The organism is Yoonia maritima (genome assembly GCF_043641945.1).
GTDB classification, from domain to species: domain Bacteria; phylum Pseudomonadota; class Alphaproteobacteria; order Rhodobacterales; family Rhodobacteraceae; genus Yoonia; species Yoonia maritima_B.
In genome coordinates this window covers 361,842-378,928 of sequence record NZ_JBHZRX010000003.1, presented here as the reverse complement: position 1 = coordinate 378,928, position 17,087 = coordinate 361,842, and the positions used below count along the sequence as shown (strand labels likewise).

General features: G+C 54.7%; 16 protein-coding genes. 8 read left to right on the top strand and 8 right to left on the bottom strand.

Going from position 1 to position 17,087, the window contains the following annotated elements; translation table 11 throughout:
* Positions 1–35: 35 nt before the first annotated feature.
* The gene (gene mutY / locus ACHUEV_RS08455) at positions 36–1,088 is read right to left on the bottom strand and encodes an A/G-specific adenine glycosylase (protein ID WP_394178870.1); all 1,053 of its coding nucleotides are present in this window, start codon (positions 1,086–1,088) and stop codon (positions 36–38) included.
* Positions 1,089–1,156: 68 nt separating this feature from the next.
* Between mutY and ACHUEV_RS08450 the strand changes: the two genes are divergently transcribed.
* Positions 1,157–1,666 (top strand): DUF721 domain-containing protein, encoded by a 510-nt coding sequence (locus ACHUEV_RS08450; protein WP_394178868.1) that lies wholly within the window; start codon positions 1,157–1,159, stop codon positions 1,664–1,666.
* A 12-nt stretch (positions 1,667–1,678) separates the two neighbouring features.
* On the top strand, positions 1,679–2,344 hold the full coding sequence (locus ACHUEV_RS08445; RefSeq protein WP_394178866.1) for a DsbA family protein: 666 nt from the start codon (positions 1,679–1,681) through the stop codon (positions 2,342–2,344).
* 51 nt (positions 2,345–2,395) lie between these two features.
* Here the strand turns inward: ACHUEV_RS08445 and lpxK are convergent, their stop codons facing one another.
* From lpxK to ACHUEV_RS08410, 7 genes are read right to left on the bottom strand one after another with little or no spacing between them, the layout of a single operon-like run.
* Positions 2,396–3,382: a tetraacyldisaccharide 4'-kinase gene (gene lpxK, locus ACHUEV_RS08440; RefSeq protein ID WP_394178864.1), complete on the bottom strand. Its 987-nt coding sequence runs from the start codon at positions 3,380–3,382 to the stop codon at positions 2,396–2,398.
* Positions 3,383–4,579, bottom strand: a complete 1,197-nt coding sequence (locus ACHUEV_RS08435; protein ID WP_394178862.1) for a 3-deoxy-D-manno-octulosonic acid transferase — start codon at positions 4,577–4,579, stop codon at positions 3,383–3,385.
* 21 nt (positions 4,580–4,600) lie between these two features.
* On the bottom strand, positions 4,601–4,846 hold the full coding sequence (locus ACHUEV_RS08430) for a DUF4170 domain-containing protein (protein ID WP_394178860.1): 246 nt from the start codon (positions 4,844–4,846) through the stop codon (positions 4,601–4,603).
* 36 nt (positions 4,847–4,882) lie between these two features.
* Positions 4,883–5,674 carry an inositol monophosphatase family protein gene (locus ACHUEV_RS08425; protein ID WP_394178858.1) on the bottom strand — a complete coding sequence of 264 codons (792 nt, stop codon included), beginning with the start codon at positions 5,672–5,674 and terminating at the stop codon, positions 4,883–4,885.
* Entirely contained in the window at positions 5,661–7,007 is a 1,347-nt protein-coding gene (locus ACHUEV_RS08420) for a TldD/PmbA family protein (RefSeq protein WP_394178856.1), read from the bottom strand. Before ACHUEV_RS08420 ends, ACHUEV_RS08425 begins: the two co-directional genes overlap by 14 nt.
* A gap of 52 nt (positions 7,008–7,059) precedes the next feature.
* A complete protein-coding gene (locus ACHUEV_RS08415) occupies positions 7,060–8,661 on the bottom strand; it encodes a hypothetical protein (RefSeq protein WP_394178854.1) in 1,602 nt (533 codons plus the stop codon).
* 9 nt (positions 8,662–8,670) lie between these two features.
* The gene (locus tag ACHUEV_RS08410; protein WP_394178852.1) at positions 8,671–10,173 is read right to left on the bottom strand and encodes a DUF2125 domain-containing protein; all 1,503 of its coding nucleotides are present in this window, start codon (positions 10,171–10,173) and stop codon (positions 8,671–8,673) included.
* A gap of 127 nt (positions 10,174–10,300) precedes the next feature.
* Here ACHUEV_RS08410 and ACHUEV_RS08405 point away from each other — a divergent pair, with 127 nt between their 5' ends.
* The 6 genes from ACHUEV_RS08405 (at position 10,301) to ACHUEV_RS08380 (ending at position 17,034) form a co-directional block, all read left to right on the top strand.
* Entirely contained in the window at positions 10,301–11,050 is a 750-nt protein-coding gene (locus ACHUEV_RS08405; protein WP_394179259.1) for an SDR family oxidoreductase, read from the top strand.
* Positions 11,047–11,661, top strand: coding sequence for an enoyl-CoA hydratase/isomerase family protein (locus ACHUEV_RS08400; RefSeq protein WP_394178850.1), 615 nt, complete (start codon positions 11,047–11,049; stop codon positions 11,659–11,661). The genes ACHUEV_RS08405 and ACHUEV_RS08400 overlap by 4 nt, the downstream gene beginning before the upstream one ends.
* Before the next feature lie 60 nt (positions 11,662–11,721).
* A complete protein-coding gene (locus ACHUEV_RS08395; protein ID WP_394178848.1) occupies positions 11,722–13,032 on the top strand; it encodes a mechanosensitive ion channel family protein in 1,311 nt (436 codons plus the stop codon).
* Entirely contained in the window at positions 13,029–14,201 is a 1,173-nt protein-coding gene (locus ACHUEV_RS08390; protein WP_394178846.1) for a TIGR03862 family flavoprotein, read from the top strand. The genes ACHUEV_RS08395 and ACHUEV_RS08390 overlap by 4 nt, the downstream gene beginning before the upstream one ends.
* A 62-nt stretch (positions 14,202–14,263) precedes the next feature.
* Positions 14,264–16,384: a YjbH domain-containing protein gene (locus ACHUEV_RS08385; protein ID WP_394178844.1), complete on the top strand. Its 2,121-nt coding sequence runs from the start codon at positions 14,264–14,266 to the stop codon at positions 16,382–16,384.
* A complete protein-coding gene (locus ACHUEV_RS08380; protein ID WP_394178842.1) occupies positions 16,381–17,034 on the top strand; it encodes a YjbF family lipoprotein in 654 nt (217 codons plus the stop codon). Before ACHUEV_RS08385 ends, ACHUEV_RS08380 begins: the two co-directional genes overlap by 4 nt.
* Positions 17,035–17,087 lie beyond the last annotated feature (53 nt).

Genomic DNA, 17,087 nt, shown 5'->3' with positions numbered 1-17,087 from the left:
AGTTGCGATAACCCTACGCTTGGGTCTGTGAACGCTCAAGAGTCGCGTAGCGTCGGACCTGCCAGATCGAATACTTTGCGCATCGCTGTGGGTAGGGCGGTGGGCCTGAAATCAGCCTTATTGACGAATTCGCCGCGTGCTGGTGACGCGTCCATCCCAACCGCTGCTGTCATGATGGTTAGGCGCAAATGGAAATGTGTAAAGGTATGCCGCGCCTCTTCGTTTAGGGTTTGCCAGTCCGCATCAATAGGTGGTGCAGGGTCAGGTGCATCGCCCCATTCAGACCCGGGCCAGCCTAACATACCACCCAAAAGCCCGCTTTCAGGCCGCGTTTCGAGCAACCAGGCCCCGTCACTGCGCCGGACGACATAGGCAATCCCAAACCGAGTCGGCGTTTTCTTTTTAGGTGTTTTCTTTGGCAGCTCTGCCGCGGTTCCCGCAATCCGTGCATCGCAAGGATCACGCCAAGGGCAAATCCCACAAGCCGGGCTTTTGGGTGTGCAAATGGTTGCGCCTAGGTCCATCACTGCTTGGGCATAATCGCCGGGGCGTTTGGCGGGGGTCAGCGCGCGTGCTTTTTCGGTCAAGGCAGGCTTTGATCCCGGCAATGGGTGATGAATGTCATACAGTCGCGCCATGACTCGTTCCACGTTACCGTCCACAACCGTTTCAGGCAGATCAAACGCGATGGATGAAATCGCTGCCGCTGTGTAAGGGCCGATGCCGGGCAGCGTCAGAAGTGTTTCATAGTTTTGCGGAAAAATACCATCGTGGTTATCGACAACCGCACGGGCGCATTTCAGCAGATTTCGGGCACGCGCATAATATCCTAACCCCGCCCAAGCCGCCATGACATCGGCGTCTTCGGCTGCTGCCAATTCCTGCACGGTTGGCCATAACGACATGAATTTGTTATGGTATTCACGAACGGCGGCAACAGTTGTTTGTTGCAACATGACCTCTGACATCCACACCGCATAAGGATTCGGAAGCGTCCCTGCCTTGCGTGCATCAGGGGGCACGCGCCACGGCATTGCCCGCGCATGGACGTCGTACCAGTCCAAAAGCTGTAAACTGAGGTCACGCAATGGTTATTTACCTTTCAGATCGCAGGCGCTGACTTGGCGCAACCGCTCACATACAGTAGAGCTTAGTTATGAAACAACCACGCCATAAGGGCACCACGCGCGGATTTTCTCGTGCGGCGACGTTGATGCAAACCCGCATTCGCACTGCAAGTGAAGAGCGTGGCTTTGCCGTGACTCGTCTATTGACCCATTGGCCAGAGGTTGTTGGTGAAGCAACCGCAAGCGTCGCGACCCCTGTGAACGTGAGTTACGGCAAAGGCGGCATGGGCGCGACCCTAACGTTGCTGACGACTGGCGCGCAGGCCCCGATGCTTGAAATGCAAAAAGAGCAAATTCGCGAAAAGGTGAATGCCTGTTATGGCTATCGCGCGATTGCGCGTGTGCGTATCACGCAGACAGCGCCTACAGGATTTGCTGAGGGGCGCGTGGCTTTTACCCCAGCCCCGAAAACCCGAAAAACGCCAAGCCCCGCCGCGCAATCCGAAGCGCAGGCGTTGGCAGGCACAGTCGAAAGCGACGATTTGCGTGCAGCCCTTGCGGCGCTGGGCGCGAACGTCTTATCAAAACAAAAACCCTGAGCAGAGGTGAATATGAAACGTAGAACTTTGTTAGCTACTGGCGGCGCCGCCATTTTGACCGTTGGGGCTGGCCTTGGGCTTTTGCCACGTAATCAGCAGACAGGTCTTTTGCCTGGCGCTGCAAACGCACAAGAAGCAACAGGTGAACTGCCCGAGGTCATGGAAATGGTCGTCGGGAACCCGATGGCGAATGTCGAAGTGATCGAATATGCGTCATTCACTTGCCCGCATTGCGCCAGCTTTAACGCGAACCAGCACAAGCTGCTGAAAGAGAACTACATTGATACAAACAAAATCCGTTTCGTTTATCGCGAAGTGTATTTTGACCGTCCCGGCCTTTGGGCGTCGATGATTGCGCGTTGCACCGACAACCCTGACTTCTTCTTTGCGTTCTCGGACGTGTTGTACGAACAGCAGCGTGAATGGTTGGCAAGCGGTGACCCTGCAACAATCATCGAAGAATTACGTCGCCTAGGTAAGACAGCAGGCCTTGATGATGCAGCGCTTGATGCCTGCCTTAGTGACGCCGCCAAAGCCGAAGCGCTGTACACTTGGTACCAAGACAACGCCGAGCGCGACGACATCAGCTCTACTCCGAGCTTCCTGATTGACGGCGAAAAGTATTCGAACATGAACTACGATGAATTCGCTGCAATTCTGGACGAAAAGCTAAGCTAAGTTCGGCGGAACATTAATAAGAAGGCGGGCCATTTGGTCCGCCTTTTTGCGTTATAGCCCTAGCCGATCAAACGCTTGGTCAATGGGTGCCCAATCTGCGATCTGCAGTCGTACTGGCAAGGTTATGACCTTCATCCGAAAACTGTCAGGCAGACGCACTGCGTCTTTTTCGGTGGTAACCAGCTGTGCGTTTCGTGTTTGCGCCTCGATCTCAAGCCGTTTCATCAACGCATCGGTTAGTGGTTGATGGTCAGCGAGTGCTTCTGCACGCACAACGTCAGCACCCATTTCGCGCAGCGTAAGAAAGAATTTCTCGGGGTGGCCGATACCTGCGAAGGCCAGCAGCTTCAGGCTTTGCCACGGCATGCCAGTTGGAAGTGGTGCAAGGTGTCCGGTCAAATGCGGTACATCGAATGACCAATCGGTGGCGAATTGCTGTTGCGCCTTGGCTGGCCCAATCGACAGTACAAGATCAGCACGCCGAAGTCCGACATCGACTGGTTCACGCAATGGTCCAGCCGGAATCACCCGCCCATTACCGAACCCGCGCATGGTATCAACGACAACGATAGACAGGTCTTTGGCGACGCTAGGGTTTTGAAATCCGTCGTCTAGCAGAATGACATCGGCGCCGGCGTTTTGCGCTGCCTTCACGCCAGCGGCGCGATCACGCGCGACCCATGTCGGCGCAAATGCAGCAAGCAACAAGGGTTCGTCGCCCGTTTGGTCGGCTTTATGGTTGCGTTCATCTACCTGAATGGGACCTTCGAGGCTGCCACCATAACCGCGCGACACAACATGGGGTGTGTGTCCCCGTTCTTTTAGCCGCTCAATCAACGCAATCGTCGTGGGCGTTTTGCCGGTGCCGCCAGCGTTAATGTTGCCAAGGCAGATGACAGGGATATCGACCCGGATTGCGGGTGGTTGTCGTAAACGGCGGGCGGTAAGGCCAGCATAAATTGCCGCCAAAGGCGCAAGCAGCCGGGCCAAAACAGCGGGCTGATCTGGCGCCGTGAACCAAAACAAGGGCGCGCGCATTTAGTACCCCAATTCTTCGAGCCTGAGCCGAATATAGTCAGCAATCCGGTTGCTAACAGTTGCGCCGCGCGATGTGACATCCCATGCGGCGTGGGCAAGTTCGGCAGTCTTATCGACGGCAAGCAGGATTTCGATGATCGCGCCCAAATCACTGCTTGAACGGATCAACCGTGATGCGCTTGCTGCGTTCAGGCGCGCCGCATGGCGTTGGAACGGCGCGACAAGAGGGCCATAAAGAACGGCGGAACCCAACGCTGTTGCCTCGAACGGATCACGGCAGCCGCCGCCGCGAAGCGTGCCACCGATAAAGGTAATCGGGGCAATCCGGTACCACAGGCCAAGATCATCGTCTGTGTCGATAATATAAACTTGGGTCAATTCGGTCGGTGTTGGTTCTTCTGATCGCAGAGTGACGTAAAACCCTTTTTCACGCATCGTTTCGGCGAATGCCGTCGCATCGTTTTTGTTCCGTGGGATCATGATGAACAAAAGTCGGTGCGCACGGCGGCTTGCCTGCTGATGGGCGCGGCTAAGGTCATTGAGTTCGGCCAAATGTGCCGCCGCGGCAAGCCAGGTTGGCCGCGTGCCAATCGCATTGGCCAGCGTTTGTCGTTCTTCTTCGTCGCAGGGCAAGGGCGGGGGACAATCTTCCATCGCACCCGATACGATAATGGCATCAGATGGTGCGCCAGCGCGTATTAAGCGGTCAGCCGCGTTTTTATCAAGCGCGAGGATAGCTTCGAACTGCGACAAGAGTGAACGCATCGCGCCCGGCACCCAGCCGCCTGTCGTTTGTTCAAGTCCGTCACCGTTCGCATCAACTAAGATGCTGCGCATATTTGCCGCGCGCATTTCGTCCATGAGCAACGGGTCAAGATCGCCACGAACCCAGATGCCAAGCGTTGGTTGCCAATGCGCGATGAATTCGCGAATGGCCTCTTTACTACGGGGTTCTTGGACTGCGCGACGGCCAATCTCATGAGTCCAATCGCGCAAGGTGGGTATGATCGTGATGGGGTCACCATCAACCGTAACTTTTCGGCCCAGTGTTTCGATGGCCGTCAATTGGTCGGGGTGGGTGCAGCGCGCCCAAATTACGACGCCCTCTGGTCGGGCAGGATATTCGAGAATGCGCGTAGGTTGGTCGGCCGATCCCCGGCTTGCCAGATAGGCTGCAATGGATAGGGATCGGGCCATTTTTAACTGTCCAAACGGGCTTTAGTTGCCCAGCTCTTCGGTCGAAGATGCTGCTGTTTCTTCGTCACGAAGACGGTGAATGTGCGCGATAAAGTAACGCATGTGCGCGTTATCAACAGTGCGCTGAGCAGCACCTTTCCACGCGTTATATGCCGTTTCATAGTTTGGAAACATGCCAACAATGTCGATTGCGTCGACATCTTTGAACGCATTCTTCGTTGGGTCGATCAGTTCGCCACCGAAGACAAGGTGTAGGCGCTGGGTCATAGGGAAACCTTTGTGAGTGTTACGATTGCAGCCATTCTACGGGTTTGCGTTCTGCGGCTCAAGGAGCGCGGCCAGATTGGTATGCAAATTGGGGCCAGCGGCCAAAACACCGGGCACCTTTGGAAAGATGTTGTTGAACTGAAGCGGGCGGTCATGTTGGTCAGTTACGCGCGCGCCGGCCTCTGTCGCGATCAACGCACCCGCAGCAATGTCCCATTCCCAACTGGGCCGCAGGGTCATCATGCCGTCAAAGCGGCCTTGCCCGACCAAGCACAGCCGGTAAGCCAGCGAAGACCGAAAGGCTCGTTTGATCGGAGGCGCCACGCCACCACGCCAAAACCGGCCGTCAAAGTTGGGTATAGCACCTAAAACAGTAGCGCCTTCGATTTGGACTTCAGAGGCACGGATAGGAACGCCATTCATTGTCGCCCCGCCGCCAAGCGTGGCCGCAAACATGACGTCGCGGACGGGTAAATAGACAGCTGCAGCAACGACTTGGCTGTCCTTTACAATGGCAAGGGCATGCGACCAGTCTTTACCGCCTTCGATGAACGCACGGGTTCCGTCGATGGGGTCCACCACGAATTGGCGTTCCGTCGACATCCGGGCGTCAGAGTCCTCGGTTTCTTCGGACAACCAGCCATAGTCGGGGCGCGCATCGCCTAGCGTTTCTTCCAGCATGTTGTTCACGGCCAAATCGGCCTCGGTCACGGGGCCTGCACCGTCGGGTTTGTCGGTGACGTTTGGGTTTTTCTGGAAAAACCGCATGGCGATGTCGCCCGATTGGCGGGCGGCATCAATCAAAAGCGAAAGATCAGTCTCCGGCAAGGGTTAGCCCTTCGACCAGAAGCGATGGAACCACGCGCGACAGATGTGTACGGGCATCGTTTGCTGGGATGATCGACATCAACATATCGCGCAGGTTCCCAGCGACTGTGCATTCGTTCACGGGATAAGTGATTTCACCGTTCTCGACCCAAAACCCAGAGGCACCGCGTGAATAGTCGCCAGTGTTGGGGTTAATCGTTGACCCAATCATTGAGGTCACGAGTAGGCCAGTCCCCATCTGCTTGATGAGTTCATCATGGGTTTGGTCGCCCTGAGTAAGTGCCACGTTGGTCAGGCTTGGGTTTGGCGGTGCACCGGTGCCACGTGCAGCGTTCGCTGTGCTTTCCAGCCCCAGCTTGCGCGCAGTCGCAAGGTCAAGTGTCCAGCCCGTTAGCACGCCATGATCAACAATCGCGCGTTGCGACGTTTGCAGTCCCTCGGCGTCAAACAGTTTTGACCCAGGAACGCGTGCGCGGTGTGGATTTTCAACGATCGAAAGACCCTTGGGCAATACCTGCTGGCCCAGTGCATCACGTAACCAGCTAGATCCGCGTGCAATCATAAGACCGTTTGTCGCCTGTAGCAGGTGACCGATCAGACCGTTGGCAATCCGTTCGTCGAACAGGACGGGGTACGCGCCGGTTTTAGGCTTGCGGGCACCTGTGCGTTCAACGGCACGGGCCGCTGCGATAGTACCGATTTCATCAGCATCGCGCAGGTCAGCCTGAAACACGCGGTTGTCGTAATCATAGTCGCGTTCCATCTCGGCGCCCGTGCCGCTGATCGCGACGCAAGACAAGCCGCGATCGGTGCGTGCATAGCCTGCAGAAAACCCGTTGGTCGCGGACATATGGATGTGGCGACGGCTATAGCCGGAGGATGCAGACTGCACCTGACTGATGCCGGGATTACGCAGGGCAGCGGCTTCGGCGCGGGCGGCTGCGTCTTGCAGCGCGGCGGGATCGGGTTCTTCGCTTGGATCGAATAGTTCAAGAATATCTGTGTCGAGGTTCGTCGCCAGCTGCGATGGGTCTGCCAACCCGGCATAGGGGTCTTCTGGCGCTTCTTTGGCCATCGCGACAGCGCGTTCAGCAACTTGGATCAGCGTATCCGGCTTGGTGTCGGATGATGACACACAGGCCTGACGCTGGCCAACCAGAACACGCAATCCGATATCCACCCCTTCGGACCGTTCCGCATGCTCAAGCGCACCGGCGCGGACGTCGATAGAAATAGAAGTGCCATCCACGGCAATCGCATCGGCGCTATCAGCACCAGCACGGCGGGCAGCATCCAATAGCTGCTGGGTCAGATCAGAAAGAGGCTGTGTCATCAGGTATCCTTTGTTCCCTCAGACGTAGTGCGCCGGGCCGATACTCGCAAGACTACTTGACGCGTTCTCCGTTCATTCTGATTTCGCCATCGTCATTGATTTCTACCGATGTGGTCAAAGTTCCGTTCCCATCATCCCGAGTGAACATACCGATCATCATCCGTGGCATAGTGACATCCTGACTGGCTACAACACCTATAGAAACAAGGTTATCCAGCAGCTCATGCACGCCCGTCAGTAATATTTCTGCTGCCCCTGCCGGTCGTGGCATGCCATCAAATGTATCCAAATCGTTCATGTCAAAGGTGAACGCGCCTTTGCTCTCTATCGATGCGCCAGCAGCACTAAGATCAAACGCATTAATCGTCAGGTTGTGCAATTCGACAGGGTTCTGGTTTATCAAAAGCCCGTTCTCGATATTTAGAAAATCCAACCATTCGACATTGTGCATGATGTCGGCTGAGAGATCGATATTCATGTCCATCTTGTCGCGTGACAGGATACCGCCAGGATCAAATCGATCCCAGATATTGTCGCTGATGTTCGCCCCGCCAATGCCCATCTGGTACTTTGCATTCGTAGGTGTGTCCGTGCTCAATACCGGAATGTTCAAAGACATCGACAGACTGGCAGCCTGCGCCTTGATCGCAGAATTCAATCCAGCAAGGTCCATCCAAGAACTTGTTACAAAATCGCCCGAGCAATCATCCACGAGACTATCAATAAGTACGCCGTCCGCTGAGATGTTTACCGTAGAGCTAGAAGTGCCGCAGGTATGATCCACCGAAACAACTGCGTCATTGTTGATATAGTCGGTTTGCTCGCCTGAACTTGAAGCCATTGATTGTGATGTCTGAATGAACATCCCATCACGCAACGCTGTACTGAGGTTCAGAACATCTAAGCCGCGAGCCGGAAAGGCGGCGCGGGCCTGGGCCTCTAACGCGCCGTAACGGCCTTTATCTACTGAGCGCGTTCCAAAGCCTTCGTTGGCTTCTAACTCGTATCCTTGCGGGCCATAGGAAATTGATGAGACAATTTCGATCAACTCGCCTTCGTTCACAGTTGTTGTGTGTGAATAACTCTCGCCGCTGAAGATCATCGACATTCTCACACCGTTGTCGATGGCATCGTCGCCTAAATCGACGTTGAATTTGCCGCTATAAGCGCCCGCAGATTGTTGATAAGTTAGTGCGCCTGCGACCCCGCTTGCGCTGGTTTTCAATTCAGCTTGTTCCACCTGAATTTCACCCGAAAATTTCTCATCTGTGAGTGAAGGATAGTCGAGTTCAAATCTGTACGTGATCTTTTTAGGGTAAATGATTGAAACTGTGCCGTCGTCCTGTTCGATCATGGTCATCGGGGGCAGCGTAGAACGGATGGTTCCGGCTTCGAAGGGAAGGGCATAGCTGAACAGTATATCGTTCACGAATAGCATGTTGCCGTCACGTTCTAATGTTGCGTCTATCGTGCCGCCAAAAGCCTGCACCAAAGCGATACGGTTGTTCCACACATCATCCGCCGTAATATCGGCAAAGGTCGGTGAGGCAGCTAAGGTAAGCGCTGTGGCAAGAAAAGAACGATTGGGCATCTGTAAATTCCAGTTAGATAATAAAAAAGGCGCGTCGGTTGCCCGCCGCGCCGATTTTTTCATTTATGCAGATTACTTAACCCGCTGTCCATTGACGAGAACATGACCTTCGCTGTTCACCTCTAGGGTGGATTCGAGCTGGTCGTCGCCGGTGGTGCGGGCGAACATACCCATCATCATGCGTGGACCCATGGCTTGCTCTTCTGGGATCAGACCCATTGCGATCAGGTTGTCGATCAGTTGGTTCAGGCCATTCACCTTGATCGCGACTTCGCCTTCGGGACGTGGCATTGGCGCGAATGTCTGTGTGTCGGTTGGGTCGAACGTAAAGTCGCCTGCACCCGTGACCAAAGCACCCGCAAGCGCGATCTTCAGATTTTCGAGCGACAGCGTGTTGAGTTCAAACGGCAGTTCGTTGCCTTTGACCATCTCTTGCTGCTCTTGATCCATCATGTTGATCATAGGCGTTCCTGTGCCTGCAAGCGCGAACTGGAAAGTCGCAGGGTCGCGTGGCAGTACGTTACCCGGATCGATCATACCCCAAATCATTTCATTGATCGTCAGGTCGATGAAATCAAGGCTAAGGCGGAAATCTTGGGCCTCTTCAGACTGAGTGATAGGCATCTCAAGGCCAACGCCGTATTCGGCAATTGATAGTTCAATCGGGAACGGGATTTCGGAACCTGTGATGTTAAGGGACACATCATTCGCGGTCGTGTCATAAGAGATAACATCGCTGTTGATCTGGCCTCTTAGCTCTGCGGAACCCATGCTGATGGAACCGGCCGCTTGGTCGCCTTCGGCGTTAACATCAAAGATATAGCTAGCGCCAGCAAGAGAGTACCCACCTTCGATGGCAAATCCGTTCTCGAACATATCCTCTGGCGTCTCAAAGTCGCCCTCAAGCGGCATCATGATAGACCCGTCCATCTGGATGTCTTCGATTTTGCCGCCACCGGTTACGTATTCACCTTTGCCGCCGGGCACGACAATGTCGAGCAGGATATCAATTGTGGCGACGTCCATTTCGTACGCAATGTTGCGTATTTCAGTTTCGCTGGTGCTGTAGCTGCCGCTCACGTCATTCATGACCAGTTTTGCGTCGCCAGTAAAAGTAATGTCGCCATCAACGACGTCTACGAGTGCGATTCCAATGCTGTCTGCCTCAACGGCATACTCCATCGCGTCAGCATCGCCTGATACAACCATTTCAAGCCCAGCTTGCGTCGTTTCAAGAGTAACAACGGCATCGGAGTTTGGCTTGAACGTGATAGGGTAGCTTTCGCTCATCGTGATGACGACGCTACCATTGCGCTGCTCTTCAAAGCGAATTTCTTCGATGGAATAGTTGGCCGTCATTTCCGGCGAAGTGTTCGTGACAGACAGGTTGCTGATGACCAGCGTATCGCCGGACATTTCTTCTGACCCGACTTCAATTTCTGTCTGCTGGTAGAGCGACATTTGCTCTTTCCAGTCGTCCCAGACCTGCTGCGCAGATACGTCTGCATGTGCTGTGCTGCCTGCGACCAGCGCGGCAATGCAGACAGCGCTGCGCATTTTCATTGAGTAGGTCATTCGAATTCCTTTTCGTTATAATCTGTCCCGGTCGTTGTCGACGTTAACAAGTCGTGCCAAGATCGGGTGTGTCGTTTGATAAACTAATCATCAAAATAGCTTACCGAAAGGGACAAGCGTGAAAAACATTAATATGGTTGGAAAAACCGTACTTATTACAGGTGCTAGCCGTGGCATCGGTGCCGCAGCCGCACGCGAATTTGCAGCGGTTGGCGCCAATGTTGCATTGCTCGCGCGTAGCACCGATGACATCGCGGACATCGCTGGTGAGATCGGCGAAAAGGCGCTCGCAATTCCTTGTGATGTATCGCGTCATTCAGAGGTAGAAGCCGCTGTCGCCGCAACAGCCCGCACATTTGGTGGGTTGGATGTGCTGATCAATAACGCCGGGGTCATCGACCCGATTGGCGATCTATCTGATGCCGACCCGGATGCATGGGGGCGCGCGATTGATATCAACCTAAAAGGCGTGATGTACGGTATGCATGCCGCGCTTCCGGGTATGATCGCACAGGGGCACGGTACAATTATCACTGTATCATCGGGTGCCGCGCATGGTCCCGTCGAAGGCTGGACCGCATACTGTAGCTCAAAGGCGGGCGCGTATATGCTGACGCGTGGCGCTGATCTGGAAAACCGCTCCAAGGGTGTACGTATTATGGGGCTGTCACCGGGAACTGTCGCGACAGAAATGCAGCGCGAGATTAAGGCGTCAGGGATTAACGCTGTCAGTCAGCTAGATTGGTCCGATCACGTGCCGCCGGAATGGCCAGCCAAGACCCTTGTTTGGATGTGCACGCCAGAGGCCGACGCCTACATGGGCCTAGATGTGAGCCTGCGTGAACAGACCATTCGCGAACAGGTAGGTCTTGTATGATCCACTGTGAAGTGATGGATGATCTGTGGCGGATCACGATTGATCGGCGTGATAAAGCGGGTGCATTGACCCGCGACATGTTGGTCGAACTTGCCGAAATTGCAGAGCGCGCAACAAATGCAAAAGTTGTCGTTTTTGCTGGAACAGGGTCTGTTTTTAGCGCGGGCGCTGATCTGGATGAGGCCCGTGCAGGTCTTGCCGTTGATCCGGTCTGGGAAAGGCTTTCATCGGCTGTTGCTGCTTTGCCGGGGCTAACGATTGCCGCGCTGAACGGAACCGTCGCAGGCGGGGCCTTTGGGTTGGTGCTTGCCTGTGATCTGCGTGTCGCTGTGCCAAAAGCAAAGTTCTTTTATCCAGTTATGAAGCTAGGATTTCTGCCACAGCCGTCGGACCCTGTTCGCATGGCCGCATTGATCGGCCCATCGCGTGCGAAAATGATCCTGATGGCAGGTCAAAAAATCCTTGCGGATGAGGCTCTGCAATGGGGGCTGATCGACCGCATCGTGCCTGAAGAAGAACTTGATGCCCATGTCGCCATGTTGGGCCAAGACGCGCTTGGCGCTGAGCATAGACATGTTAAGGGCATCAAAGGGCTGATCCCGGCGGGGTAATCCATACTTGCTCTGCTGGATTAGTGACTGCAAAAGAAGCGTAAAGTGACCGGGGGTTTTATGGAACAAGACAACGCATTGATTGATCAAGCGCGTGCAGCAATTGATCAAGGTATCGCACTAGCGCAGGATTGGTTGCTTTCGCCCGCCGCTTGGTCGCAGTTTGGATTGCTTATCGTAGCCTATCTTCTTGCGCGTGTTGTGAACGCAAAGCTCACGCCGCGGCTTGAACGTTTTTTGAAACCGGACGCAGAAAGTAACTCGATCCTGTCGCAGGCGCGCAGATTTATTCTGCAATTCTTGCCGTTGATTCTGCCGCTGTTGGCCTATGGTTTCACCGCTGTGGGCGAGATTGTCACCCGGTCGATCTTTGGTTCTGGCGCTGTCATCGCGTTCGGTAAGCGCGTGTTCTTGTTCCTCGCTGCGCGTGCGTTGGCGCGTGACATTATCAAAGATCCATTCCTACGGACGCTGGCAAAGTTCGTGCTTGTCCCGGCGACTGCGCTTTATGCGCTGGGCTTTTTCGATCAGGTAATCGAAACGCTTGGAAATACGTCCGTTAGCTTGGGTAACATCAGCTTTTCGGCGCTTGCGATCCTACGCGGGATCGTTGCGGGTAGTTTGCTGTTCTGGTTGGGGCAGTGGTCCAATTCGCAGTCGGCTGCCTATATCGAACAGCAGCCCATGCGTCCCGCAATCCGGCAACTTGTTGTTAAGGTAACCGAGTTCTCAATCTTCGGGATCGCCTTCCTGCTATTGATGAACATTATGGGCATCAGCCTGAGTTCGCTTGCCATCATCGGTGGTGCCGTTGGTGTCGGCCTTGGTTTTGGTCTGCAAAAGATCGCGTCCAACTTTATCTCTGGCGTGATCCTGTTGGTCGAAGGCCAAGCGACTGTTGGCGATTATGTCGAACTTGACGGCGGCGAGGCCGGGACGATCATCAAGATGACAGCGCGTGCGACGTTCCTTGAAACCTTTGATGGTCGCTGGATTGTTGTCCCCAACGAAGACTTTATCACGACCCGTGTTGTAAACTATTCCGACAGCGGGTCCGCCAACCGTTACGAGGTGGATTTTTCTGTTAGCTACGATACCGATATCAACAAAATCCCCGCGATTATCGAAGCGGCTGTTGCCAAGCATCCAGAAGTGCTGACCGAGCCCGAAGCCCCAGATTGTGAACTGCGTGGGTTTGGCGATAGCGGGATCGATTTCGCGGTCGAGTTTTGGGTTAACGGCATTGATGACGGAAAGAACAAATATACCTCTGATGTGTTGTTCTTAGTTTGGAATGCTCTCAAAGATAACGGTATCGAAATTCCATATCCGCACCGCGTTGTGGAAATCAAAGGCAACATGCCAACGTGACCGATGCCTTGGTCATTGGGGCTGGCCCTGCTGGGTTAATGGCCGCCGAGGTATTGGGAAAGGTTGGCCTATCGGTGTTGGTCGCGGATGCGATGCCATCGGTTGGCCGCAAATTCTTGATGGCCGGAAAGTCGGGTCTAAACCTGACAAAAATGGAGCCTATTGAGCAGTTTCTGGATGCTTACGGCGATGCGCCAAAGGTCATGCGTAATGCTGTTGCCGCCTTTGGTCCGCAGGACGTTTCGGATTGGGCCGAAGGTCTGGGTCAGCCCGTTTTCACAGGTTCGACCGGGCGTCTATTTCCGACGGTTATGAAGGCATCGCCGCTGTTGCGTGCTTGGATTGGTCGACTGACTGATCTGGGGGTTGATCTGAAAACCCGCTGGCGCTGGACTGGTTGGGAAGGTCAGGCCGCGCGGTTTGACACGCCGGACGGTCCACAGGAAATCACCCCAAAAGTCACCATTCTTGCATTGGGGGGCGCCAGTTGGGCACGGCTTGGGTCCGATGGTTCTTGGGCGCAGTTTTTGCCGGATGCAGTCGCACCGTTTGCCCCCGCGAATATGGGGTTCGTGGTGGATTGGTCCGAACATATGGCCCGGCATTTTGGGACGCCGGTTAAGTCCGCGATGCTATCCGCTGGCAACAAAAAATCACGGGGCGAGTTCGTGATTTCGGAACGCGGTATCGAAGGCGGCGGTATCTACAGCCTGTCCAAGCCTTTGCGCGAAGGTGCACCGCTGACCATCGATCTGTTGCCGGACTGGTCCGAAGATCGCGTTCGCGCGGCGCTCGCGAAACCTCGCGGTAAGGCGAGCCTTTCAAACCATCTGCGCAAGGTTTTGCGGCTTGATCCGGTGCGCATTGCGTTGCTGTCCGAATTCGGGCGCCCTTTTCCCGATGATCTTGCGCCACTGATCAAGGCGCTACCCATTCGGCACGCTGGCCCGCGTCCCATGGACGAGGCGATTTCGACCGCGGGTGGTGTTCGTTTTGATGCCCTGACAGATGGATTGATGTTACGTGACCGCCCCGGCGTATTTTGCGCGGGCGAAATGCTGGATTGGGAGGCGCCGACAGGCGGCTACCTGATAACCGGATGTCTTGCGACCGGTGTATTGGCTGGCGCGTCGGCTGCTGACTACGTCGTCGGCAAGAATACCCACTGACCAGTAGCAATCCTTAATGCTGCGCGGTAGACATTTGTAACCAGAGTGATGGAGTGACGTTTATGCTAAGAAGAGCTTTCCTTGCGACCACAGCTTTGACAGCCGTGATTGGGCATCAGGCAAACGCGCAGGACGTTGATCTAAGCTATGGCTTTTTCGGAATGCCGGGTCTTGTCGATATGCCCATCGCGCAAAGTGCTGACGAAGGTGCGATTGCAGGTACCGTCGTTGCCCGTGATGGCATGTATCGCCTGAATATCGGTGCGCAGGTGACTGATCGGCTTTCGGGAAGTGTCAGCTACACGCTGACTGATCTGTATGACGAGACAGCGACTGGCATTGTAGAGGGTGAGTTGGAGCGGTCATTCAGTCTTCAGTATCGGCTGGTCAATGAATCGACATATGTCCCTGCGGTGGCAATCGGGATGCGTGATTTCCTGACACCTGGGCGTTTTCAGTCGGAATACGTCGTTGCGTCTAAATCTATCGGCGACAGTCTTAAGGTGACTGCCGGTTTGGGTTGGGGCGCGATGGGCACGCACGAAGGGTTCGATAATCCATTCGGCAGCCGTGCAGACCGTCCAGCATTTGATGAGGGTACCCCCGAAGGTCAGTTGGCCACTGATCAGTGGTTTGCAGGTGATGCCGCGCTGTTTGGCGGTGCATCTTACCAGATCAACGACAAATGGGGCGTGATGGCAGAGTATTCGTCAATCGCCAATCCGCAGCAGGCATTTGCGCCCGTCGCCGAAGTAGAGAGCCCTTATAACTTTGGGGTGACGTACCGCCCGATTGATGGCGTTCAGTTGGCGCTTGCATCATTGTACGGCACTGATGTCGCGCTGTCGGGTACCTTTGTTTTGAACGCGAATAACCGTCCGGGAATGGGCGGCACGGAAAGTGCCCCGGTTCCTGTTAAGGTGCGTAGCCAAGACGCTCGTGCAGCACGCACATGGGATCGCGCTAAAGTCCTAGAGACGGGGCTTCGCGCAGCGATGCAGGCGTTGTTAGAGATCGAAGGTCTTGAGCTAACCGGGTTGGAAATTACGGATACAACTGCGCGGGTGCGCTATGAAAACAACAGATACCGTTCCCAAGCCCAAGCAATGGGGCGTGTCGCGCGGATGATGACTCAAGTCATGCCGGGTTCGATCGAAACGTTCATCCTTGAACCTGAAACGCGCGGTATTCCGTTGTCGTCGACAGCTATTTCGCGAAGCGACCTTGAAAACCTTGAAAACCGCGCTGGCGCAACTGATGCGATGTTACAGCGCGCGCAATTCACTGACGCACGTAGTGGTGAGGGGCTGACCCAGGTTGCCAGTAAAAAGCCCGCGTTTACATGGGGTGTCAGCCCGTATTTTGCGGTCAGTTCGCTGGGGTCAGAGGGGGATAGTGTTGTCGATCTTGGTGTGAAGCTGAAGGCGCAATATCAGATCACACCTCAGCTGGTTCTGTCGGGTGCAATCGCGCAAAGCTTGATAAACAACGATTCCAAAGACCCCGTTGTCGATTCAACACCGGATTTGCAAAACGTCCGCACAGACGGTGGTTTTTACGGGGATGACGGTGTGCCTGTCTTGGATAGCCTAATGCTGACCCATTACGGGCGACCGGGCGAAAATCTGTATAGCCGCATTAGCGGTGGCTACCTTGAACGTATGTATGGCGGTATTTCAGCCGAACTGCTGTGGAAACCTGTCGAAAGCGATTTGGGTTTCGGTGCAGAGCTAAACTATGTCGCGCAGCGTGACACGGATATGGCGTTTGGCTTTGATGAATACGACTATGATGTCGTTACGGGCCAAGTTTCAGCCTATTACGACCTTGGCGATGGTTACCATACACAGGTCGATCTTGGGCGCTATTTGGCCGGGGATTGGGGGGGTAAGGTGACGCTGTCCCGCGAATACAATAACGGCGTATTGGTTAGCGCTTATGTCAGCCAGACCGACGTCAGCTACGAAGATTACGGCGACGGTTCCTACAACAAGGGCGTTCGGGTTTCGATCCCGCTCGATTTCTTGACCGGGTCACCAAGCCGCAAGGAATACGGCGCGACGTTCCGCACGCGCGTAGGCGATGGTGGGGCAATGTTGAATGTGGATGGCCGGCTGTATGACGTTGTCCGTGACGCCCATAGCAACGATCTATCAGACACATGGGGACGGTTTTGGCGATGAAACAGATGATTCGTATCGGGTTCGGGTTTGTTGCGCTGACATTGCTAGTGTCATGCGGTTCGCTTAACCAAGGCGGCATTGGATCGCGCTTAACTGGTCTTGTCACAGGGCAGAGTGCAGCGGTCGCAAAGCCCGCGCCGAGCCTAGTTCCAGCAGAGGAAATGCACGCTAACCCGGGCAAGTATTTGCGTGTTAATACGCGCAACCTAAACGCGTGGTCGTCCTTGGTGCAGGCCGCACAAAATAACGGGCGTGTTACTTGGGTCGACCAGACCAACACGAGCATGACATTCGAGAATGGGCTGCTTGTCGCAACTCGGGGTTTAGTGCGTGATTTGATGGGAGCAGACGTGTCAGGTTCGTGGAATGCGATCCGAAATGGGGGTGGGACAGCCCAAAGACGGCATGATTTCCTGTCAGATCAGGATGAAATTTCGACGGAACTGTTGCAATGTAGCATCGTTTCCGAAGGAACTGAAGTTATCACGCGAGCCGAAAAAAAGATCTCAACACGTCGATTTAGGGAGAAATGTGAGGGTGAACGCCTTACTTTCACCAATATTTACTGGGTAAATCAACGTGGTGCCATGGTTCGCAGTCTTCAGGCTGTGTCTCCAGATGCGGGATATCTTCAGATTGATGTTTTCTGAAGGTACGCAAACCCCTTGGATTTCGCTTTAGGCCCTGATTTAATAGGGCAATG